The 23,455-nt window shown below is 36.6% G+C and carries 22 protein-coding genes and 1 pseudogene; 19 read left to right on the forward strand and 4 right to left on the reverse strand.

Translation table 11 applies throughout. From position 1 onward, the window contains the following. Positions 1 to 67: 67 nt before the first annotated feature. Positions 68 to 940: an alpha/beta fold hydrolase gene (locus AN957_RS03705; RefSeq protein ID WP_053479239.1), complete on the forward strand. Its 873-nt coding sequence runs from the start codon at positions 68 to 70 to the stop codon at positions 938 to 940. 67 nt (positions 941 to 1,007) lie between these two features. Here AN957_RS03705 and AN957_RS03710 read toward each other — a convergent pair whose 3' ends face one another. Continuing rightward, complete coding sequence (locus tag AN957_RS03710) at positions 1,008 to 1,787, reverse strand: alpha/beta fold hydrolase (protein WP_053479238.1); 780 nt, start codon at positions 1,785 to 1,787, stop codon at positions 1,008 to 1,010. A 199-nt stretch (positions 1,788 to 1,986) separates the two neighbouring features. On the opposite strand from AN957_RS03710, the gene AN957_RS03715 reads away from it, so the two are divergent. From AN957_RS03715 to nagB, 18 genes and pseudogenes are all read left to right on the forward strand, one after another. Next, positions 1,987 to 4,368 (forward strand): polyprenyl synthetase family protein, encoded by a 2,382-nt coding sequence (locus tag AN957_RS03715; RefSeq protein ID WP_172797610.1) that lies wholly within the window; start codon positions 1,987 to 1,989, stop codon positions 4,366 to 4,368. Positions 4,369 to 4,497: 129 nt separating this feature from the next. Further along, complete coding sequence (locus AN957_RS03720; protein ID WP_053479236.1) at positions 4,498 to 5,559, forward strand: hypothetical protein; 1,062 nt, start codon at positions 4,498 to 4,500, stop codon at positions 5,557 to 5,559. 194 nt (positions 5,560 to 5,753) lie between these two features. Continuing rightward, a complete protein-coding gene (locus AN957_RS03725) occupies positions 5,754 to 5,981 on the forward strand; it encodes a hypothetical protein (RefSeq protein WP_056682341.1) in 228 nt (75 codons plus the stop codon). A gap of 198 nt (positions 5,982 to 6,179) precedes the next feature. Further along, positions 6,180 to 6,491, forward strand: a pseudogene (locus tag AN957_RS28955) (helix-turn-helix transcriptional regulator); the annotation flags it as partial. A 129-nt stretch (positions 6,492 to 6,620) separates the two neighbouring features. Then, on the forward strand, positions 6,621 to 7,097 hold the full coding sequence (locus AN957_RS28960; protein ID WP_053479326.1) for an AraC family transcriptional regulator: 477 nt from the start codon (positions 6,621 to 6,623) through the stop codon (positions 7,095 to 7,097). 33 nt (positions 7,098 to 7,130) lie between these two features. Continuing rightward, the gene (locus tag AN957_RS03735) at positions 7,131 to 7,691 is read left to right on the forward strand and encodes a GNAT family N-acetyltransferase (protein ID WP_053479325.1); all 561 of its coding nucleotides are present in this window, start codon (positions 7,131 to 7,133) and stop codon (positions 7,689 to 7,691) included. Between the two features lie 303 nt (positions 7,692 to 7,994). Then, complete coding sequence (locus AN957_RS03740) at positions 7,995 to 8,609, forward strand: TetR/AcrR family transcriptional regulator (RefSeq protein WP_056682342.1); 615 nt, start codon at positions 7,995 to 7,997, stop codon at positions 8,607 to 8,609. A gap of 109 nt (positions 8,610 to 8,718) precedes the next feature. Next, positions 8,719 to 9,981: a GNAT family N-acetyltransferase gene (locus tag AN957_RS03745; protein ID WP_056682348.1), complete on the forward strand. Its 1,263-nt coding sequence runs from the start codon at positions 8,719 to 8,721 to the stop codon at positions 9,979 to 9,981. Between the two features lie 28 nt (positions 9,982 to 10,009). Then, entirely contained in the window at positions 10,010 to 10,891 is an 882-nt protein-coding gene (locus AN957_RS03750; protein WP_053479232.1) for a GNAT family N-acetyltransferase, read from the forward strand. A gap of 209 nt (positions 10,892 to 11,100) precedes the next feature. Then, positions 11,101 to 11,274 carry a hypothetical protein gene (locus AN957_RS27980; protein WP_172797611.1) on the forward strand — a complete coding sequence of 58 codons (174 nt, stop codon included), beginning with the start codon at positions 11,101 to 11,103 and terminating at the stop codon, positions 11,272 to 11,274. Positions 11,275 to 11,586: 312 nt separating this feature from the next. Further along, entirely contained in the window at positions 11,587 to 12,069 is a 483-nt protein-coding gene (locus AN957_RS03755) for a PTS sugar transporter subunit IIA (protein ID WP_053479324.1), read from the forward strand. A 38-nt stretch (positions 12,070 to 12,107) separates the two neighbouring features. Next, complete coding sequence (locus AN957_RS03760; protein ID WP_053479231.1) at positions 12,108 to 12,926, forward strand: PRD domain-containing protein; 819 nt, start codon at positions 12,108 to 12,110, stop codon at positions 12,924 to 12,926. Between the two features lie 64 nt (positions 12,927 to 12,990). After that, positions 12,991 to 14,442 carry an N-acetylglucosamine-specific PTS transporter subunit IIBC gene (gene nagE, locus AN957_RS03765; protein ID WP_053479230.1) on the forward strand — a complete coding sequence of 484 codons (1,452 nt, stop codon included), beginning with the start codon at positions 12,991 to 12,993 and terminating at the stop codon, positions 14,440 to 14,442. Between the two features lie 130 nt (positions 14,443 to 14,572). Beyond that, complete coding sequence (locus AN957_RS03770; RefSeq protein ID WP_053479229.1) at positions 14,573 to 14,842, forward strand: phosphocarrier protein HPr; 270 nt, start codon at positions 14,573 to 14,575, stop codon at positions 14,840 to 14,842. Beyond that, entirely contained in the window at positions 14,836 to 16,545 is a 1,710-nt protein-coding gene (gene ptsP, locus AN957_RS03775; RefSeq protein ID WP_056682351.1) for a phosphoenolpyruvate--protein phosphotransferase, read from the forward strand. Before AN957_RS03770 ends, ptsP begins: the two co-directional genes overlap by 7 nt. A gap of 165 nt (positions 16,546 to 16,710) precedes the next feature. Beyond that, complete coding sequence (locus tag AN957_RS03780) at positions 16,711 to 17,343, forward strand: copper homeostasis protein CutC (RefSeq protein ID WP_053479227.1); 633 nt, start codon at positions 16,711 to 16,713, stop codon at positions 17,341 to 17,343. A 66-nt stretch (positions 17,344 to 17,409) separates the two neighbouring features. Then, complete coding sequence (nagA, locus tag AN957_RS03785) at positions 17,410 to 18,624, forward strand: N-acetylglucosamine-6-phosphate deacetylase (protein ID WP_053479226.1); 1,215 nt, start codon at positions 17,410 to 17,412, stop codon at positions 18,622 to 18,624. After that, positions 18,611 to 19,339 (forward strand): glucosamine-6-phosphate deaminase, encoded by a 729-nt coding sequence (gene nagB / locus AN957_RS03790; RefSeq protein WP_056682353.1) that lies wholly within the window; start codon positions 18,611 to 18,613, stop codon positions 19,337 to 19,339. The genes nagA and nagB overlap by 14 nt, the downstream gene beginning before the upstream one ends. 61 nt (positions 19,340 to 19,400) lie before the next feature. Here nagB and AN957_RS03795 read toward each other — a convergent pair whose 3' ends face one another. The 3 genes from AN957_RS03795 to pdxR all read right to left on the reverse strand — a co-directional run bounded on the left by AN957_RS03795 (position 19,401) and on the right by pdxR (position 23,382). Next, entirely contained in the window at positions 19,401 to 20,036 is a 636-nt protein-coding gene (locus AN957_RS03795) for a hypothetical protein (protein ID WP_056682355.1), read from the reverse strand. Between the two features lie 263 nt (positions 20,037 to 20,299). After that, positions 20,300 to 21,685: an alkaline phosphatase gene (locus AN957_RS03800; RefSeq protein ID WP_056682357.1), complete on the reverse strand. Its 1,386-nt coding sequence runs from the start codon at positions 21,683 to 21,685 to the stop codon at positions 20,300 to 20,302. A 269-nt stretch (positions 21,686 to 21,954) separates the two neighbouring features. Further along, positions 21,955 to 23,382 (reverse strand): MocR-like pyridoxine biosynthesis transcription factor PdxR, encoded by a 1,428-nt coding sequence (pdxR, locus tag AN957_RS03805; RefSeq protein ID WP_053479222.1) that lies wholly within the window; start codon positions 23,380 to 23,382, stop codon positions 21,955 to 21,957. Positions 23,383 to 23,455 lie beyond the last annotated feature (73 nt).

Consider the following 23,455-nt stretch of genomic DNA (forward strand, 5'->3'; position numbering starts at 1 on the left):
AAGGAAAGACTGAAAGCTTGCATGAAGGTTATATGATATTAGTATAAACACTTGAGGAGTGATTGTATTGAACAAAGTAGTTAAATTAAACGACGGTTCAGAAATAGAAGTCGGCTTAACGGGGAACTCAAACAATAAAACAATCATGCTGTCGATAGCAAAAAAATCCGTTTTCGGCCAAGCTGCTGAAACGTTGAAGTTATGGGGAGTAGACCCTGAGCTTGGTAATAAATTTGTTGAAGGATTATCTGACACGTTTCAAGTATTATTCTTTGATTATGAAGGGCATCGAATGGAACACCCAAATGGAGATAATCTCACACCTGAGACTATTGTAAAAGACTTTTTATTGATCGCTGATGAAATGAAAGTTGAAAAGTTTGGATACTATGGGTATTCATGGTTGGCTTTAGCTGGATTACAATTGGCTATTAGAACAAATAGACTAGAATGTTTAATTATGGGTGGCTTTCCGCCAATGGAAGGACCGTATAAAGAAATGATGACAGTCACGAATAAAACCTTTGAACAGGCATTATATAATCAAGATAGTTCTGAAGCTGATCATTCTGAACAAATTCTTCCTGAAGAAATAGATTGGGACAATATTCAGGTACAAATGAACCCAGATCAGACGAAACAATTTGTGACGATGTATAAAAGCTTAGTGCAGTTTCATGATAAAAAAGTCCAAGATCGTTTGTATATTCCTAGACTCACATTTGCAGGAGAAAAGGATACCATTACTTATGGTGAAAACTTTGGAAATGTATCTGTTGATGTAGTCGGTTTAATCAAAAAAAACAAACGAGAATTGGAACAATTAGGATGGGATGTCGAAATAATAGAAGGCATCAGCATGGACCATACTAAAGCTATGCAGCCCGATACGGTTTTGCCTTTGATTAAACCGTGGCTAAGTAAAAATCTTTTATCGTAGTTTGCAGGAACTACAAAAATAGATCAAAGAAGGCGAGGATTCCAAAGGATACTCGCCTTGATTTTTACTATATAAATTGGGTTAATAGCTGGTTTACCTTGTCACGTTCTTCCCAAAAAGGACCATGACCGCTGTACTGGAATGGAACAAGCTGAGAATTCCTTATTTTTTGATCGAGCTCCTGTGCTTGTGCAAACGGAATCACTTTGTCATGAATCCCATGTATAATTAGGGTAGGCTTATCTATTTTTGGAAGATCTGCATCCAGCTTTTCATCTCTTAATAGTTTAATAATAGCCGCAGTCGACCAGCCTGCAGCCTCTAACCCCATCTGGAAAAACCAGTCTGAAAATGAACTTGTTATATATTGAAAGAAAAAGGTATCTGTTATTCCTTGCATCATTTTAGGACGGTCATTTAATGTTTCCTTTAATAGGTCTTTTGCTGTTTCTTTTGTAAAGCCAGTCGGAGCTGCAGCGTCAATAAGGACAAGCTTGGAAACTCCGTACCCGCTGTAACGGGACATATAACGAATAGCAATTGCTCCCCCAGTAGAATGGCCAACGAGCGAGAAATTGTCAAGTTGAAGCGTGCTAACAATCATTCGGATATCATCTGCCAGCCTATTATAAGTGTATCCGCTTATCGGTTTATCCGATTTGCCAAAGCCCCTCCAATCTATTCCAATGCAGCGGTAACCCAGTGCTGGAAGAATGTTAAACTGATATTCAAATTGTTTATGGCTCAGTGGCCAGCCATGTATAAACACGATTGTCTTGCTGCCTTCTTGATTAATATCTTCCACAAATAAATTTACACCTGGTTCTACAGGAACAAAGTATCCCACCACAATTCCCCCGTCATTCATATCGTTTTAAGGTTAAGATATTCATAGCAGGTAACATAGGTGAGTACCTATCTTTGTTGTAGTTCAATGAAAACATATATAATTTGGCTATCTCAATAGAAAGATGTTATTTTTGGAGTATTACTAGTTATTTGAACGGATTTATATACATATATTAAGAAATCATTAAATAGAGGGAATGGATCGAATGAATGAGGAGATACAAAAAAATGCAAATGCTAGCTACCGAAGAGCGGAGCAGAAAGCCAATCAGTATTTTAAGAAACTTCATGAGCAGGTTAAGAAAAAGACATATGTTCCAACTCTGACAAAGGATATACAATCCTGGAAGCACAACCACATTCATTATCATTCGTTGCTTTCTTTATTTTCTCGGAAAAAGGGGAACTCTAATTCTCTTGGGTATAAAAGTTATATTCAATGGCTTGAGCACACTGGCAAATTAAATAATTATCTGGATCGCAGCATCTCTTATATTTTTATGAGGGACTTGGGAAAATCACTTCACTCATCTACTACACAGACCAGAATAAGAACTATTGTTGACAGTTTAAATAGGCAGCTGACTGATTCTGCAAGAACAACAAATGAGATTTATAGCATGAAGTGGTTATATAGAAGAGCCCAGAAGGAAGGCATCGAATCCACCATCATCTGGGTGATTAATAAACTAAAAGAGGTTTCCTCTAATATTCCTAAAGGGATGGATGCAACGCACGCTCAGCGGAAGATTATTAAAATTATCGCCGGAGTGGTGATGAATGAGATTGAAGAGATGGATGGTCAAGTTTCGCCTAAAGCGCGTGCACAGAAACTTGATCGGGCGATTAGGCTAGGATATTCCTATGGACTGACCTATCCCTTCATTGATGATCTTTTGGATGCGAAGATTTTATCTGAGAAAGAGGAGAAACAATATACTGAATGGATCCGTAACACTCTAGTCACAGGGAAAGTGCATAAATTGGGTGAGTGGACAGGAAAGAATAGAGAACTAATCAGATATATTCATAGGGAGCTTAAGGATGCCTTTGAGTATATGAAGAGCCAGCAGCAAAAGGAGACAAGACGATATTTTTTCGAGCAAGCCTATGTCTTTTATCATTCTCAGGAAGTGGACCGCGCAAAGGACCTTTCTAATGGGCATTATACAAATGAAGAGCTTTATATTCCGGTTATTTTAAAGTCCTCGTCTTCACGATTGATCGTTCGTTCCTTAATTAATGCTGCTGAGGATGAGGAAATTGATAACCGAACATTTTATTATGGGATCTACAACCAGCTGGCAGATGATTTTGCGGATATGTTTGAGGATATGGAGGATGGAGCGGTAACACCGTATACCTATTATATGAAATATCATGATAAGCGCTCAGATCTGATCAATCCTTTTGAATTATACTGGACGGTTATCTCCAATTTGATTCATCATGTCTATCACTCAGATAAAAAGTCCCGTGAGGTCATACTGGATCGGGCGATCAATGGATTGAAGAGATTTAAAGAACGAATGGGAGCAAAAAAATACGATGAAGTAATGGACATATTTGCTTCAGGAAATTCGGAATTTAATCGGTTGATTCAAAAAATGGTTCGAAAAGCGGATGATGTGGATTTCTTTGATAAACTTCTTCGAGATCATGTGATAACCAATCTGAATAATGACCGGATAGAAAAGGAAGATTTTTTTAATACAATTGAAAAAGGACGGAAGCAGATTAACAGCGTCTTATTTATTTCAAAAAATGAGAAGAATCCTTTAATGAACGATTCAATTATTGATGCTGCAAATTATAGCCTAGAGGGAGATGGAAAGCGGCTCCGGCCAATCATGACATGGGTTATGGGTGTGAATGAATATGGATTAAATCAATCGGCTATGGAGCCGCTTCTAAAATCTTTGGAGTATATGCATACAGCATCCCTAATTTTCGATGATTTGCCATCTCAAGATAATGCATCTGTTCGCAGGGGACGCCAAACTCTTCATAAAGTATATAACATTGCTATTGCAGAATTAACAGGACTCTTTTTAACACAAAAGGCAACGAGGGAACAAGCATCACTTGACCATTTTGATTCAAAAGCGGTGCTGAATTTGATTCGTTATTCTTCCAAAACAACAGAGGATATGTGTAAGGGACAGGCGATGGATCTGGAGTCTAAAGGAATGCAATTGACTTTGGAGCAATTAAATACCATGTGCTTTTATAAAACAGGGATTGGATTTGAGGCTGCACTCATTATGCCGGCAATTCTCGCCCAAGCAGACAAACTAGAGATGGATGCACTGAAGAAGTATGCCTACCATGCTGGGATCGCGTTCCAAATTAAGGATGATCTTCTGGATGTTGAAGGTAACCTGAATTTACTTGGAAAACATACGGGGAAAGATGCTGAAAACAACAATTCAACCTTTGTAACGGTCCTAGGTTTTGAAGGAGCCGAGAAAGCGATGTGGGATCATTACTGTCTAGCGATGGAAGCATTGGAAGAGGTACCGCGTAAGATTGTTTTTTTGAAGCATTTAATGGATTATATTGTGCACAGAGATCGCTAAGAGGGGAACCTTCAAAGATTATCAATTGCTGATTTTTATACTAATTAGACTAATTTAGTATGAAGTTCAACTTATTTACTAGATAATATAGTACTATAGATTTACAACAAGTAGTTGGGGTGGAAATAATTGACTCCATTTAATGAACAATTATTAAAAATAGAAGTTATCAGTGAAGAAGGAATTAAAGAGATAAAGGAACAGCTAAATATTCAATATCAGACATTAAGTTCAAAAGAAAAAGCAAGTATACTAGCAAAAACGATTCATCGAATGATAGACCAGTCCTTGCCCAATTTTTCGAAGGAAACGAAAAGAAGGATTCGGATGGAGCTGATGAATAAGAAACTGTCTGCCAATTCACTGTCTATCTCGGCTAATGATATCATTGAATCTAGCATAGGGCTGGCAACACGCGAGGAAATAGAACAAGAACTGCCGAAATGGGTATATAAGAAAGTAGATAAAGATATAAATGTATCAGAATTAAACATAGCGGGTTTTCTTAATAGCTACCCAAAAAGGGAAATTACATATCCTATTTCTATTGATGAAAACGAGCCAATATCCATTACAAACACATTTAAAAGCGGGATATGGCCAAAATATAGATCGCTTTTCCTTGGCGCAACTGCAATCATATTCATAGCGTTTGTTATGATAATTTTTGTGGAGAATCCGGCCCAAGTACCTCTTGATTATGCAAAAGGGCAAACAGCAGAAAATAAAGAAGCAGCTACTAATCAAAGAATACCTAATAACTTGCCTTCCTATCTGCAATACGAACAGGTTGATGATAAGAAGTTAAGAGAATGGCTGAATGGAAGGAAATCAATCTTAGCAGAAGAACCCTACTATTCTTCCATTATAAATGCTGCGAGTGAATTTAATATTGACCCGCTATTATTATTTGCTATTACGGGCCAGGAGCAAGGGTTTGTATCAAGAGAACATGTGAATGCAGAAAAAATCGCGAATAATCCTTTTAATGTATTTCATAGTTGGGAAGATTTTAATACGAACATTTCGGAATCAAGTCGAATTGCCGCACGCACAATTGTAAATGTAAGTAAGGATCGTCCAAAGGAAGAAGATCCTTTTCAGTGGATTAACCGAAAATATGCAGAGGATCCAAACTGGTGGATAGGTGTATCAACTATTTATAAGCAACTTGAAGAGGTTGCTCAATAAGCTGAAAATCATAAAGTAAAGAAAAATTACTTCATGATTTTCAGCTTTTTTTGCTTCTATTTCTGAGTGCCCTTTGTTTTTCAAATAAATTATAAAACTTAGATCATAAACAATTCATTTATTAGGCATTTGTCTTAAACCTAATTCATCCAGTAAGCATAATTTGGTGTATAAATAGAAAAGGAGGGGCTTTTATGCATGTAGGAAATGGAATGAATGATTTAAGAAGACCTTATGGATTCCGTCCTGGTTTTGGATTTGGCAGACCTGGATTCGACAGACCTTTTGGTTTTGGATTTGGCAGCCCTTTTTTCGGTGGATTTGTAGGAGGGCTTGCGGCAGGTGCGTTGTTGAGTCCGTTTGTTTATCCTAGACCTTATCCGTTCTATCCACCATATTACCCTTATTATCCATATTACTAATGAATGTTATAAGTATTTTTGAGTTCAGGAATTTTTTTGCGTAGCTTATTTATCGATTTGAAATTTGAAAGAGGCTCTTATGCATTTGCATAGAGCTTTTTTGCTTTTACCTTAAAAATTTGGGCTATTAAATAAATTGCTCAACCATGTATAATTTACATATGGAACATTTAGGAAAATATGAAAGGATCAGGTTAAATGGAGAATGACGATTATATAAAAAGAATAGGAAAAGTTATTCAGTTTATTGAAGAAAATAGCTTTCAGCCTATTAGCCTTGAAGATTTAGCCAGTATCTCTAGCTTTTCAAAATATCATTTTTCTCGAATATTTACTTCCATCGTTGGTCTTACTCCCATTGCATTTGTAAACCAAAAACGTCTTCATAAATCCGCGGTTTATTTGTTAGAAACGAATAAGACAATTCTCGAAATTGCTAGTCTTTGTGGTTTTGAATCTGTCTCTAACTTTAACGCCATATTCAAAAGACACTTTAGCAAAACACCAAGCGAAGTAAGGAAGGAATTTAAAGAAAATAGCAATTTCCCATTACAAATTAGCAAAATTCAGGAAGAGTTATCCAATCCTCTTAATTACTATAAAAGTAACAAAAATGATTTTCTAAGGAGGATTTGGAAAATGAATATTTCTGTTAAGGAGCTTCCCGAATACGAAGTTGCGTATATCAGACATATTGGAAGTTATTTGGATACGCATCATGCCTGGAGTAAATTAGGAAAGTGGGCAGAACAAAACAATCTTTTTCCGACAAATCAGTACTTCATTGGCATTTCTTTAGATGATCCGAGTATGGTTGATGAATTCGCTTGTCGCTATGATGCTTGTGTAACGATTCCAATTGATTTCAATAAAGAAGATCAGAGTGAGGTTCAATTTAAAAAATTATCTGGTGGAGTTTATGCATTGTACACGTTCTACGATACGATAGATAAGTTTGCGATTACCTATCAAAGCTTATTTGGACAATGGCTGCCAAATAGTGAGTATGATGCGGATGATCGCCCCTGTTTAGAGTTTTGTATGAATAACCCAATGGAAGACCCGGAAGGAAAATGCAAGGTAGATTTATACATTCCGATTAAAAAGAGAAAATGAATACTAAAAAGGATGAAAGCGGTGAGTGAGTTTATGAATATGGAAACTATTTTCAATGAGTTCCCTATTTTGAAGTCTGATCAACTTATCTTAAAAAAAGTAGAAGAAAATGACTTCGAAGGTGTATTTGCTATTTACAATAATGGACGCGTCTTCGAATATTGTGGGATTATTCCTAAGCATAATAAAGATACAGTGAAAAAAATGATTAGTCATTTTGAACGTGATTATCTAAAGAGAACAAGAATTAAGTGGGGGATTTTTTTTAATGATGAGCTGGTTGGAATTATCGAAGCCTTTGATTTTAATCAAAAGGTAAATATGTGCACAATCGGCTACTTTTTAGCAGAATCTTATTGGGGGAAAGGCATTGCTACAGAAGCTGTTCGAATCTTGTTAACATTTCTATTTATGGAGGGAAATGTGAATAGAATACAAGCGGAGGTCATGCCGCAAAATGAGAGTTCAAAGAAGGTCTTGCTGAAAAATGGTTTCATGTACGAAGGTACTTTACGGCAAGCAACATTGTGGTCAGGGAAAGGAATCGTCGATTTAGAAATATACAGTATTCTAAGAGAAGAATACATAAAGTAAACGGTTCATACATGGCAGTAAGCACTTGACCATACAGAGAAGGAAGATAGTAAAATTGCAAGATGCAATCTATTTTCTAAATTTTTCTCAGCAGCAATTAACTGGATATCAGGATTAGAAAGATACGAAAAATTTGATGCCCCTATCCGTCTATATGATGGATAGGGGCAAATTGTTTATCATTTAGCCAGTTATTGATTTCAGAAAAATTAAAAAATAACTTGAAATAAACTGGCTAGTCGGTTTATTATATTGATAATCAATATTATTACAGTTTTTGTTAAATAGTATGGAGGGAATCATTTGCCGCCAATCGTATCTGAAGAATATAAGCAGAAAAAGAAAAGAGAAATTTTAGACAGCGCCTTAGATTGTTTTGCAAAAAAGGGATTTCAAGTGGCAACAATCGATGACATTGTTAAACGTTCAGGAATTAGTAAGGGAGCCATTTATAATTATTTTAAAAGTAAAGATGAAATTTACTTAGAATTAATGCGTGAGCAGACTGAAACGAACAATGCAAAATTACTAGAGAAGCTAATCAATCTAAGAACAGCTAAAGAAAAACTAATCTATCTTTTTGGAATTTATATAGGAATGGATCCCTATGAAGAAGATAGAAGAAAAATTATTATCGTACATTTGGAATTTACATTATATTCGTCTAGAAGTGATGAGATTAATAAGATTCTCAAAGAAAGAGGGCGTAAATTCTTTATTCAATTGATTATAGAAATAATAGAAGAAGGTCAAAGATTAGGAGAGTTCCGAAGAAACGTTGAACTTCAAGTGATCGCAAATATGTTTTGGACTTTAATGGACGGAGCTATGCTGCATACGATAATCAATAACGAATACCCTTATACTGAAGTGCTAGAAAACTATCAACAGATGATTCTAAGCTTTTTAGAATGCTAACAATTCATTTAGGCATGCTGCTGTAAAATAAACCAATTAGTTAGATTCGTGGCAATTTATTTTACAGCCATCTAAATTTTTTAAATTACCAGATTTGGGGTGAGATGTGATGGAAAGTAACATTAGAAGACTGGAAAAAGAGGAGATTTCAAGCTTTGCAGAAATTGTTGTAAATGCCTATCCAGGAACAACGAGAAATACTGCTGAATTTAAGCAAAAATATATAGACAGTTTAGTATCCATACAAGAGAAAGTTGATACGGTTAATTTTTATGGATTGTTTCGCAATGGGAAATTAACTGGTGGCATGAGAATTCATCATTTTACGATGAATGTATATGGCAAACTAGTCGAAGCTGGCGGAGTTGGACTGGTTGCAGTAGATTTGCTTCATAAAAAGGAAAAGGTTGCGAAAGAGCTGATCGACTATTTCATTTCCTATTTTAAAGAAAAGGGAACATCAATCGTCATGCTGTACCCGTTCAGACCCGATTTTTATAAGAAAATGGGCTTTGGCTATGGGACAAAGATGAATCAATACCAAATTGAACCGGCTAGTTTTCCAAAGGAAGTAACAAAAGAAGGATTAATGTATTTAGAATCATCTTATAAAGAACTGATAGAGAGCTGTGCAAACCGATATGCTCGTTCAACTCATGGCATGATTTTGAAGACAGATCATGACCTGGAAATCTTGTTCAAAAACCCTGATCACAAGCTAGTTGGATTTATGGAGAATGGGGAATTGAAGGGCTATCTAGTCTTCACCTTTAAAAGTGTCAATAACGAAAACTTCTTAGTCAATAATTTAATCATTAAAGAGTTCATTTACGAAACGCCAAAGGCACTTACTCAAATAAGCCATTTTTTAAACACACAGGCTGACCAAGTGAATCGAATCATTCTGAACACGCAAGATGATGATATAGAGTTTTTAATCAGTGAATCGAGAAATGGCAGCAATCACTTAATACCCAGTGTTTATCATGAAACGAAGACATCAGGAATCGGTCTAATGTATAAAATAATTGACGTTCCGAAGTTTCTATTACACCTTCCTACTGATCATTTATCCAATCAAGCCTGTCAGGTAGGTGTAATGATAAAAGACTCGTTCCATTCGGATGAACCGCAAAAATGGCTTCTGTCTTATGGAAATGGAAAGTTTGCAGTAGATGAGTATGTGCTAAAAAGTACGGATATTGAAGTAGAGCTTGATATCTCGGATTTTTCTTCCCTTGCTATGGGGGCAATAAGTGCTGATAAATTGTATCAGTATGGGCGATTAAAAATAAAAAAATCAGAAGATATGGCTGTGATTAAACAATTATTCCCGCATTTACAAAAGCCTATTTGTATGACAGCATTTTGATTTTATGAATAAGAGACGGGGGATCGCGATGATCGAAATAAAGAGATTAAAAGATTGTACAATTGAAGAGGGCGTAGAGGCATGGAATACCGGCTTTGAGGGGTATTATTTCGATGCGACTACGACAGCAGATAAATTCATAACTAGATTAGTACATGAGGGATTGTCACCCAATCTTTCCATTGTTGCGTTCATGGACAAAAAGCCAATTGGTATTGTAAAAAATGGAATTCGTGAGTTTAATGGAAAAAAATTAGCCTGGAATGGAGGCACTGGCGTTGCCTTAGATCTAAGAAAAAAAGGGATAGGGAGGATGTTAATGGAAGAAACCTTATCCATCCTTAATGAAGAAAAGGTAGATTATGCTTCATTAGAAGCTATAAGTGAAAATGTTAAAGCCATTTCCTTATATGAAAAGATGGGTTATGAAATAGTTGATCACTTAGAATATTTAGGGTTAAACGGGCAATTAGAAAATAATTATTCTACTATTTCCTTAAATAAATACAAAATAGAAAGAGCAGTTCCACAGCAAATAGGATTGATTCCATTCTATAAAGGGATGAATCCTTGGCAGACACAGTGGCAAAGTGCAAGGGATGGAGAAGCAATGATTGTAAAAGACTCAGATGAAAATCCAATAGGGTATGCTTATTTTCGGAGAACATTTAATAATGAAGGCAAGCATATAAATACAGTTTTATATCAATGTGAAGTGGAACCAGAACAAAAGGATGCTGAGCAAATAACAAAATCATTAATTAATGCGGTGTTTCGATCGTTTACTGATGATATTAATCGTGTCATTCCTAACTTACCGATTGCTCAAAGTGGATTAACCCATTCTATTTTAAAGGCAATTGGCTTTAAATCAAAGACTGAGCAAGTTTACATGATTAAAAAAATGTAAAGATTAAAACCTAATTTATCATTAGAAGCAGCTGTGTAATAGGTTTTTAAGAATCTAATTCATTTAACAGAATTAGCTTGCATGCTGATGAAGCAATTTATGGTATGAAAGTAGCGATTTCAAAGGATATTCTTTTAGATGAGAATAGGAATGAAACTAACCACTTGTGCAGATACTATTTTTGATTCGTAATAAAAGGAGAGATACATATGCCAAAAGCAAAACAGTATGTGGATCAAGGAATTTCATCTGTACAAGAAACGGTTCATACATTGCAGCAAGCACTTAGCACTGCAGAAAAGCAAGAAAACAAAAGTAAGATTCAAGAAGCAATTAATTCCCTTAATTCTGCACATCAGCAATTATCTAGCTATCAAGATTAGGTCTAGTCAAATAGTCATGATATGAATTGGCAGGAAACGAATATCGTTACCACTTATTGTTCAATAGGAAATTATCCAGCATTTAGACCACTAAGTCTGAATTCAAACAATTCACTCATTATGTTATTGCGTTAGTATTCATTTAGTGGTACTATAAATTTGTAATTTTATATTGATCACATGTTACTGACACGATCAGGCATGGTGGTAAATTTGGAAGAGCCAAAGGCTTTTTCTTTTACCTCCATGCCTTTTTTTGTTATGTCAGCTCAATCCACACTATTAGTTAGATATATAAAGGAGATAAACAATATGCTATCAAGATTCTTTAATAAACGTAAATTGCAAATACTCGCACCTGTTAAAGGGGAAATGCTTCCACTAGAACAGGTTCCGGATCCAGTTTTTAGTGAAAAAATGATGGGCGATGGCGTCGCAATCATGCCAGAGGATGGCGGGATCCACTCTCCGATCGAAGGAACTGTCATCCTTGTGGCAGATACGAAGCATGCAATCGGTATTCGAGCTAATGATGGGACAGAGCTTCTTATTCACATTGGTTTGGAAACGGTGTCATTACATGGGAAAGGATTTGAAACGTTAGTTGAAACGGGAGATTCCGTATCAATTGGTCAGCTGCTGATTGAAGTTGATTGGAAATTTGTCAAAGAAAATGCCACCAGCATTATAACACCCATTATCATTACAAATAGTGCAGAGAAACAAATTCAGCTTGAACCTATTAAGAAATGCAACCCTGGTGAGACCGTGTTAATGACTGTTACCCCTAAGTAATAGGTAATCCAATTTTAATTAGAAGGGAGGGAATTACGATTAAAATTAAAAAGGTTCTTAATAATAATGCGGTTATCGTACTTGATGATGGGAAGGAAAAAGTAGCTGTTGGGGCTGGAATTGCTTTTAATAAGAAACGAAACGATATTGTAAATGTAAATAAAATAGAAAAGATTTTTGTTATGCGAGAGAATGACAAGCTTGAACAATTATTAAGCCGAATTCCAGAAGAACATTTTACGATATCAGAAGAAATTATTACGTATGCTGAAAGACATATGGGTACGAAATTAAATGAGCATATTCATATTGTTCTAACTGATCACCTTTCATTTGCTATTGAAAGGTCTCGAGATGGCATTGAAATAAATAACAAGTTATTACATGAAATAAAGATACTATATCAAAAAGAATTCGAAATTGGTCTTTGGGCATTAAAACATATAAAGGAAGTTTGTCAAGTAGACATGCCTATCGATGAAGCTGCTTTTATCGCTCTTCATCTGCATACGATGAAGCCGCATGGAGGTGATCTACATCAGACGGTTCGGCAAACAGCGATTATAAGAGACATGGTTCAATCGATAAAGAATCATTTATCCATTGCTGTAGAAGAAAACGATATTTCATATCATCGCCTAATTACACATCTGCGTTTTACATTAACAAGGTTGAGTCAGTATGCACCTCATTCGATGGATGAAGAAATGATCGTCATGATTCAAAAGAAGTTTCCGGTTTCATACAATTATGCAAAAGAAATTGCAAAAGATTTACTAAATTTACATGGAATTAACCTTCCTGACCAAGAGCTTGGATATATCACACTTCATATTGAACGGTTGAGGAAACGATAAAGTCAACGAGATTAGCAATTATATATTTTTCATTAAATTAATAATGAATAGGAGTTGAACGTTTATGAAGAAATATCTGCAAAGGCTTGGAGGCTCATTAATGCTTCCGGTAGCGGTTTTGCCAGCAGCTGCCATCTTGATGGGAATAGGCTATTATATTGACCCAACTGGCTGGGGTTCAGGAAATGTACTGGCAGCTTTTTTAATCAAAGCAGGTGGTGCCATTCTTGATAATATTCCGATATTATTTGCAGTTGGTGCAGCCTTGGGATTGGCTAAGGAAAAAGATGGATCTGCTGGATTGAGTGGCTTGGTCGCGTTTTTAGTCGTGACGACCATGCTATCGACAAATACAGTTGCTTTATTAACAGGTTCAGAAGTTGAGAGTGTAGATCCGGCTTTTGGAAAAATAAATAATGCGTTTATTGGGATATTGTCAGGGATGATTGCGGCAGCGATGTATAATCGTTTTAGCCATGTGAAGCTGCCAGACTTTTTAGCTTTCTTTAGTGGAAAACGTCTCGTACCAATTATGTCATCTGTGTCAATGTTAGTAGTTTCTGCATTGTTATTTTTTATTTGGCCGATTGTTTACGGTGGATTAGTTTCATTTGGTGAAGGGATCAGCGGATTAGGTGCTGCAGGTGCAGGGCTCTATGGATTCTTTAATCGTTTGTTAATCCCAACTGGCTTGCACCATGCTTTAAATGCAGTATTTTGGTTTGATACTGTTGGAATTAATGATATCGGAAACTTCTGGAGCAGTACTGGTGAAAAAGGTGTTACGGGGATGTATCAGGCTGGATTTTTCCCAATAATGATGTTTGGGTTACCAGCTGCGGCATTAGCGATGTACCACACAGCTAAAACAAAAAGGAAAAAACAAGCTGCTTCTTTAATGCTGGCAGCAGGATTTGCGGCATTTTTCACAGGGGTAACAGAACCGCTTGAATTTTCATTCATGTTCCTAGCACCTGCCCTTTATGTTGTCCATGCCTTGTTAACAGGACTTTCATTGTTTATTGCTGCATTATTCCATTGGACTGCAGGATTTGGATTTAGTGCGGGACTTCTTGATTTCTTGTTAAGTTTACGTATTCCAATTGCTAATATGCCTTTAATGCTGCTCCTTCAAGGGTTGGTATTTGCTGTTATTTACTATGTGTTATTCCGTTTCTTAATTACAAAATTCAATCTGAAAACTCCGGGAAGAGAAGATGAAACAGAAGAGGAAACAAAAGAAGGAATTGAGAATACAGCGGAAAATAAATTCAGTGCCATGGCAACAAAAATATATGATGGCTTAGGTGGAGACGACAACGTCGTTTCAGTTGATAATTGTGCAACACGCTTACGTGTAGAGGTAGAAAATATGGACAAAGTAGACCAAAGTAAAATTAAAGCGACAGGTGTCCATGGAATTAAAGTGACAGGTTCACAAAGCATTCAAGTAATCGTAGGTACAAATGTTCAGTTTGTTGCTGACGAAGTAAATAAAATTCGCAAAAAAAGATAAATAACCACACAAGGATAAAAAGTCTATAACCATATAAAAACTGTTTAATTAGGATGAAACCCTATATTAAACAGTTTTTATATGGACTTTGTTATCCTCATTACAGATAAAATATTTGGGGGCTATATCAATGGAAAAATCATTTAAAATTACTGCATCTGAGGGAATTCATGCTAGACCTGCTACATTATTAGTATCCTCGGCTACACCTTATAAAGCTGATGTTCAATTAACGTATAACAACAAGTCCGTTAATTTAAAATCTATTATGGGCGTGATGGCTCAAGGGATACCTGCTGGAGCAGTTGTTACGATTTCTGCAGAAGGTCCAGATGAAGCTGAATTACTTAATAAAGTGGAAGAAGTCATTGTAACGCAAGGGCTTGGCGAAAAATGTTAGAGATTAAAGGAGTGGCTGCCTCAAATGGTATTGCCCTAGCAAATGCTTATTGTCTAGTTGAACCCGATTTGTCCTTTGAAAAATTTGAAATAACGAATATAGAAGCTGAATTGGACCGATTAAAATCTGCAATTAGCAGAACTAAGCTTGAACTAGAGGAAATTCGTGATTCTGCCATGCTTAAGTTTGGAGAAGAAAGAGCAGCTATTTTTTCAGCTCATTTATTAATACTTGAAGATCCTGAAATTTTTTCAGCACTGGAAGCAAAAATAAATGAAAAGGTAAATGCAGAATTTGCGCTAGATGAGATCGCTAACATGTATGCCCAATTGTTTGAATCAATGGAAAATGAATATATGAAGGAACGTGCTGCAGATATTCGGGATGTGTCCAAGCGATTGCTTGCCCATTTATTACATATAGAGTTACCAGATTATAGCCGTATATCTTCGGAAGTGATTATTGTTGCCGAGGATTTAACTCCATCTATTACCGCGCAGTTAGATAAACAATATGTGAAAGGTTTTGTTACTGATATTGGAGGGAAAACCTCACACTCAGCCATTCTTGCAAGAGCAATGGAGATTCCAGCAATTGTTGGCACAAAAACAGCGACAAAGATCATAAGCCATGGTTCTCCAATTATAATTGATGGATTGGATGGAAAAGTAGTTGTTCATCCAACAGAAGAAATACACGAGTCTTATCGTCTATTAAAAAGGAAATTGGTAGAGGAAAATGAGCTACTGAAAAAATACATAAAGCTTCCAAGTATGAGTGCTGATGGTCAGTCTGTTGAAATTGCTGGTAATATAGGCAGGCCAGAAGATGTTGATGCTGTTTTGGAAAATGGCGGAGAGGGTATTGGGCTATTCCGTACGGAGTTTTTGTATATGGATCGCGATGAATTACCAACAGAAGAGGAGCAATTTAATGCCTATAAAACGGTCCTTACAAAAATGGAGGGAAGACCTACTGTTGTTCGTACATTAGATATTGGCGGCGATAAAGAGCTTCCTTATTTAAAGCTTCTGACTGAAATGAATCCTTTTCTAGGCTATCGCGCCATTCGATTATGTTTAGAACAAGCGGAAATTTTCCGCACTCAATTACGTGCACTATTACGGGCGAGTGTGTATGGAAACTTAAAAATCATGTTTCCGATGATTGCAACTTTAGATGAATTTAGAGCAGCAAAGGCTTTATTGTTTGAAGAAAAACAGAAGCTAGTGGTTGAGGGAGCTGCTGTTTCTGAACAAATCGAAATAGGGATGATGGTTGAAATTCCATCTGCAGCCGTGATTGCCGATTTATTTGCGCAAGAAGCGGACTTCCTCTCTATTGGGACGAATGATTTAATTCAATATACTCTAGCAGCAGACCGAATGAATGAAAGAGTTTCATATTTGTATCAACCATATCATCCTGCGGTATTAAGGCTAATAAAAATGGTAATCGATGCAGCTCATAGTAATGGCAAATGGGTAGGAATGTGCGGGGAAATGGCTGGAGACGAAATAGCGGTTCCCATCCTATTGGGGCTAGGATTAGATGAATTTTCAATGAGCAGCTCTTCCATTTTAAAAACACGGAGCCTACTATCTAAACTGTCTAAGGAAAAATTAGCTGAACTAGTGGAACATGTATTGATGTTAAAAACTTCTTCAGAAGTAGAACAACACGTAAAAAAGTTTCGCATTTAAAAGATTTGATAAAGTTTTGAGGAATAGTTCGCAGGAAGAAAGATTCCAATAGTAAGGGAGGCTATCGTGGTTGATGATCCATTCACGATAGCTTCTTTAATAAATATGAAATGCTTGTTTGAAATTACTAAAATTGATTTCCTTTAGAATATGAGGTGAATATAAATGATTCTAGAAGCGTGCGTGGAGAATTTTAATAAGGTTCCTGAAGTAATTATGAGGGGAGCACATCGAATTGAACTCTGTGATAACCTTTCAGTTGGGGGTACTACTGTTAGTCATGGAGTAGCCGTCAAAACGATTCAGTATTGTAAAAGCAATAACGTTAAGGTTATGGCCATGATTAGACCAAGAGGTGGAGACTTTATTTACTCTACGGAAGAAATCGAGATTATGCAAAATGATATTTATCATTTAAAAGAGCTGGGGATCGATGGTGTCGTGTTTGGGTGTTTGACAGATTCAGATTGGATTGACGAGTTTGCGCTATCTACACTATTAGACTGTTCGAAGGGGTTAGAAGTTGCCTTTCACATGGCTTTTGATCAGATTAACACCAACTACCAATTGAAAGCGATTGACTGGTTAGCAAGCCAAGGGGTAAATCGAATCTTAACACATGGGGGACCAAGCTCTACACCAATTCATAACAACTTTCCTCGGTTAAAGGAGTATTTGGAATATGCTTCTGATAGAATAACGATCATGCCTGGTGGGGGGGTAACGAACCATAATCTAGATTATATTAAAAGTAACTTAAAGATAAATGAAGTGCACGGGACAAGAATTGTTGGATAAGTACCACAGACCATTTAATTAAGAAAAACAATCTGTGTTCAATACTTATAGTAAGGATGAGAAAATATGGACAGCCATGAACGGAATAGACTTATTCTGAAAAATATTGAGATTTATACAGAAGCAGGGGTCATCAATAATGGATTTATTAAAATAGATACTGGGAAAATTGCAGAAATAGGCAGCATGTCTGAATTGACTTCGATTGAAGACTATCATGAAATGGCGATGCTTGATCATTATACTGTTATTCCTGGTCTAATTGATGTTCATATCCATGGTGTGGACGGTTCTGATGTTATGGATGGCACAAAAGAAGCGCTGGATAGAATGTCTGCTGCACTTCCAAAAGAAGGAACAACAAGCTTCCTAGCTACAACGATGACGCAATCAGAGGAAGCCATTCAACATGCACTAATTAATGTGGCAAAGTATATGGAAACCCAGTTATTTACAAAAAAGGCAGAGATTTTGGGTATTCATCTAGAGGGCCCATTTGTTAATAAAAAGATGGCAGGAGCACAGCCAATTCAGTACATTATTAAGCCAAATGTAGATTTATTTAAAAAATGGCAGCAGCTATCCAATGGGAATATAAAACTTGTTACACTTGCTCCTGAAATCGACGGTTGTCTTGAACTTATTCATTATTTAAGAGATACAGACGTAATCGCCTCGATTGGTCATTCACTTTCGACTTATGAAGAAACAAAGGAGGCGATTAATGCTGGGGTCACACATGCTACCCATCTGTTCAATCAAATGAGTGGTCTCCATCATCGAGAGCCAGGCGTAGTAGGAGCTGTTTTCCTCCAGAAAGAATTAAAAGCAGAGCTTATAGCGGATGGCATACATACCACACCTGAAATAGTAAAACTGGCATATAAAATAATTGGTCATGATCGGCTTATCTTGATTACTGACTCAATGAGGGCGAAATGCTTGAAAAACGGAACCTACGATTTAGGTGGACAAGATGTAACCGTTCAAAATGGAAAAGCGGTTTTAAGTGATGGAACTCTGGCTGGAAGTATTTTAAAAATGGGTGGCGCATTGAAAAATATGATTTCATTTACAGGATGCACACTAGCAGATGTAATTCAAATGGGATCGGCAAATCCAGCCAAGCAGCTAAATATTTTTGATAGAAAAGGAAGTATTGCTGTAGGAAAGGATGCAGATTTAGTCATCTTGGATAAAAATTACGATGTGAAGATGACATTGTGCAAGGGTTTAATTTCCTATGATAAGGAAGGGTTACATACGAATGAAAATCATTAGAGTGAAAGACTACGAAGCATTAAGCAAACGAGCTGCTTCCTATTTAATTGAAAAGGTCCGGAACAAACCGAACATGATACTTGGCTTGGCTACTGGGGGAACGTCTGAAGGAACGTATCAATATTTGATAAAAGATTATAAGGGAAATCAGACTTCTTATCGGAACGTTACAACCTTCAATTTAGATGAGTATATTGGACTTGACGGCAATAATGAAAATAGTTATCGATTCTTTATGGATACTCATTTGTTTAATCATCTTGATATCGAAAAAACAAAAACCCACGTTCCTCGTGGCAATGTGAAGGATCCTTTGAAAGAATGCGATACATATGAATTATTAATAAAAGAGCGTGGGGGAATTGATCTTCAATTGCTTGGCATAGGTGGGAATGGCCATATTGGCTTTAATGAACCAGGCTCGTCATTTCAATCAAGAACCCGTATTGTTGAACTGGCTGATTCGACACGAAGAGACAATGCTCGCTTTTTTGAGCAGCTTGAAGATGTACCTACACATGCCATTACGATGGGAATTGCGACCATTATGGAAAGTAAAGAAATATTGCTGATTGCTTCAGGAGAAGGAAAAAGAGAGGCGATGAGAAGGTTACTGCAAGGCGATGTAAGTGAGGATTTTCCTGCTTCGATATTAAAGAAGCATTCACATGTGACCATCATTGCTGATGAAGCAGCACTGACTGGCTTAGAATAAAGGAAAAACAAAACGTCCCTATTCTTATATAAAAAGAGGAATAGGGACGTTTATTTATAAGTTAAAATTCAACTCGTATTGTTTCACCATCATAAATCATTTCATCCTTTTCATTGAAGACATCACTTGTCATAATCTCAATGGAATTAACATTTGATTTTTCAATAATGAAACCAAGATTGCCATTCTTCATTCCATTTGGCGCAATTTCCCCATTTAAATCTTCTAAGTAAATATCATCCTCAAATGTTACCTTTTCGCCAGAGCTTGTATTTAGAATGGCGATTGGTGCAAATTTAAGCGGCTGATTAGATGTGTTCTTTATTTCCACAAAAAACTTTATGAAATCAAATTCTTGGTCATGTGTATAGGAATGATAGAAATCAATCAAACTGTAATCAGGTTTAAAGTGAAGAATCTTTGCTTCTCTGATTGTTAAATCGATTGAACCGACTTTGTATGTATGGCTGTCATGTTCTGCCGCCTTAACCGTCAGCTCGCCGCGATTATCGCGTGAAAATTGCCCAACCTCCTGAAGCAGCCTGTCATCTGATACTTGCGGATTAAGAATGTAGTCATCATAGTAACTTGGAATGGTATTATTTGAGCTAGTTTTTGCAGCAACAGACTTTTCATCGTTAAAGGAACAGCCAGTTAATGTGATTAATAATAAACATAGATAAATAACTTGTTTCATAGCAGAACCCCCATCCATTTTTACAAAGAGTTCCCGTTGGTATATGCAATCAACGGGAACTTTTTTTGATAGTATCAGAATTTATAACTTTGGAGTTAGAGAATTGTCTAGCTCCAGCGCCTATCGCCTATCAAACTTCAGGTCCCTTCCTACGATAAGTCAACATCGGTTCGCTCTCGCTCACCGTGTTTCCTTTATCGAAAGAACCGGTCCTTCCAGTTTGTACGGCGATGACCAAGGCGCTTGCGCTTTTCATACTTAACTTATTTATCATTAATTTCAACTTTTGCTTGAAGCAGGTCAAAGATAATTTTTGCGTGGTCCGTATTGTCTAACTGCCCTGCAAACTTATTACTTGCTGGTCCAAATGCATAAACGGGTACATCTTCACCTGTATGTCCGCCAGTTGTCCAGCCAGTATAGGAACGCTTATTAAAGATGTTCTCAATCGCATTATCGATTTCCGTAAAATTATTCTTTTTAGCAGCATCTTTAACAGATTGAATTTCTTCTGCCTTTAATTCTAAATCAATATACTTTTTTAGAGTCTCTTCAACGTTCGCACCCTTGGCAATCAGGTCTGCCATAAAGTCAGGTGTACGTTTTGCTGCTTTAATTGGCTCAGGGAACCAGTTATAGATTCCATCCGCCCCAATTGAAAATCCGCCGGTAGAGTGATCCGCCGTTGCAACAACTAGTGTATTTTTGTCCTTTTTGGCAAAATCAATCGCAGCCTGGAATGCTTTTTCGAAGTCCTCCATCTCACTCATGGCACCAACGATATCGTTGTCATGGCCAGCCCAATCAATTTGGCTGCCTTCAATCATAAGGAAGAAACCATCTTTATCTTTATTTAATCGGTCGATCGCTGATTTTGTCATTACCTCTAATGAAGGTACATCTTTATCACGGTCTATCATTTTTGGCATGCCTGCAGGAGCGAATAAACCAATAACCTGCTCGTCTTTTGATTTCAATAATTCATCGCGACTCGTTACATAGCGAAAACCATCTTTTTGAAATTCTTTTACAAGATTACGATCTTTTCGCACAAAAAGGTCTGTCCCTCCGCCCAAAAGAACATCAATTTTATGTTTTCCATTAATAAGCTCGTCATAATAATCATCAGCAATCGCATTCATATTTTTACGGCTGACATCATGTGAACCGAATGAAGCAGGTGTAGCATGGGTGATTTCTGAAGTTGCAACAAGTCCTGTTGCTTTTCCTTTTTCTTTTGCTGCCTCTAAAACTGTTTTTACTTCTGTTCCATCATTATCCACAGCAATCCCGTTATTATATGTTTTAATACCAGCTGCCATAGCGGTTGCAGCCGAAGCGGAATCTGTAATGTTTTGAGCCGGATCTTCCGGATAAGTCATTTGCTGACCGACTAAATAAGGGTCAAAAGCCGTCTCCTCAGCAAATTTTGTTTTAGGGTCATTTATCAAGGAGCGGTAAGCAGAAGTATAGGATACGCCCATTCCATCTCCAATTAGAAAAATAACATTTTTTGCTTTCCCATTGCTCTGGTTATTTTCCTTTGCCTCAACTGTTGAAAATGATCCGGAAAAATTAAAGCCAGCAAGTGCAACTGAAGATACAACTGCAAAAGGTACTAGTTTTCTAGTGAATTTTTTAATAGACATCTTTTCCCCTCCCAATTTTGATTACGAGATTAGTATATATTGGGATTATTAAGGAGAAGTGAAGGGAAGGTTTTAGTATTGTAAAGATTCGTGGTGGGAGAGGGGAATAAAGAAAGTGATTTGGACATTTTAATCTTATTACAAATTTTCCAAGCTCATGAATTCCAAAACTTGCTCAGATAAAAAGGAACGGTCCTTCATCGAGGTAATGAAGGACAAAACATGAATCCCTTTTAAATTAGTTTATTAATATAAAAAAATTTATAATCTTAAAACATTGATTTTTTTAACCTTACTATTCCTTCTTGGATTAATTTAGACTCTACGCGTCCATAAGTTAGCCGTATGTAACCACTTTTAGAACCTAATAAAGAGCCAGGAACAAAGGCTACACCATTACGTAATGCCCTTTCAAGCAATTGATATTCATTGATTTCATCTCGTAAACGACACCATAAATGAATTCCGCCCTCTGGTACATGAAATGATAAATGATCAGACAATTCTTCCTCCAAATTGGAAATTAATATGTCCCTTTTTTCAATTAGCTTATGTACTAAATATTTTATATTTGTGCTAAATAAATCCGAATCCAAAAATTCAGCAGCCATCCATTGAGGGAAAATACTATGACCAAAATCAATTTGTTGTTTAGCATCGGCCAATCGTTGAATAACATTATCGGGTCCAACAATCCAACCTATACGTAATCCAGAAGCTGCTATTTTTGAAAAGGAGCTAATGTATAAGACGTGACCTCTATCATCCAGAGATTTAAGTGTGGATGTATCGATATCATTTGAAAATGAAATTAAGCTATAGGGGTCATCTTCAACAATCGGAACTCCTAATTCTCTTGCTATTTCTAGTACACGTTTTCTATTGTTCAAAGATAATATGCTGCCTGTTGGATTTTGAAATATAGGATTAAGAAAAACCATTCTAATTTTATGCCTTTGATATAAATAAAGAATATCTTCTGGATTTATACCATTCGGCCCAACAGGGAGTTTAAACGTTTTTATACCTGCCGAACGAAATAAGGGTAAAGAGTGTGCATAAGAAGGATCTTCGTACGCGATTGCATCCCCGTGATTTAACAAGCATTGAATAACAAGATGCAGCGCTTGTTGTGCACCAGAGGTTATCAAAACAGACTGACTGGAGCATTTTATATTTTTATAATCTTCTAAGTGTTTAACAATCCTATCGCGAAGACCGAGATTGCCTTGGGGATGTTCATATCCGAGAGATTGATGAAACTCCTTTTTTGCTAGTATTTCTTTAAAAATATCATAGGGCATCAAGTCATGTGCCAATTCACCACTTGCAAAGTTTATTAAATCTTTTCCATGAATTTCTCCACGAATATGTTGATATATTGGGAGATTCGGTAGAAACGATCCCCGCTCAACATACAGATCCCAATTAGGAATTCGAGAGCGGGTTAATCCCCACACGTCTTTATGTACCTTTGTTCCACTCCCCTTAATTCGCTCGATCGTTCCATGTGAATATAGAACGTCATACGCAGTAACAACTGTCCCCCTGTTTACTCCCAATTCTTTAGCTAAAGTCCTTTCAGATGGAAGAAGTGTTCCAGGAGGATATTCACCATAAGCAATTCTCTTTTGAATAAAATTAGCGATCTGTTGATAGAGTGGGATATCACTTTGTTTATCTAGTTTCCATTCCATTATTATCACCATTGTTTCCCATCTTCAAAAAGTTATTTACAGTCTGATCTTAATATAAACAACATACAATCAT

It is taken from the genome of Cytobacillus solani (assembly GCF_001420595.1).
In the GTDB taxonomy this organism is placed as follows: domain Bacteria; phylum Bacillota; class Bacilli; order Bacillales; family Cytobacillaceae; genus Cytobacillus; species Cytobacillus solani.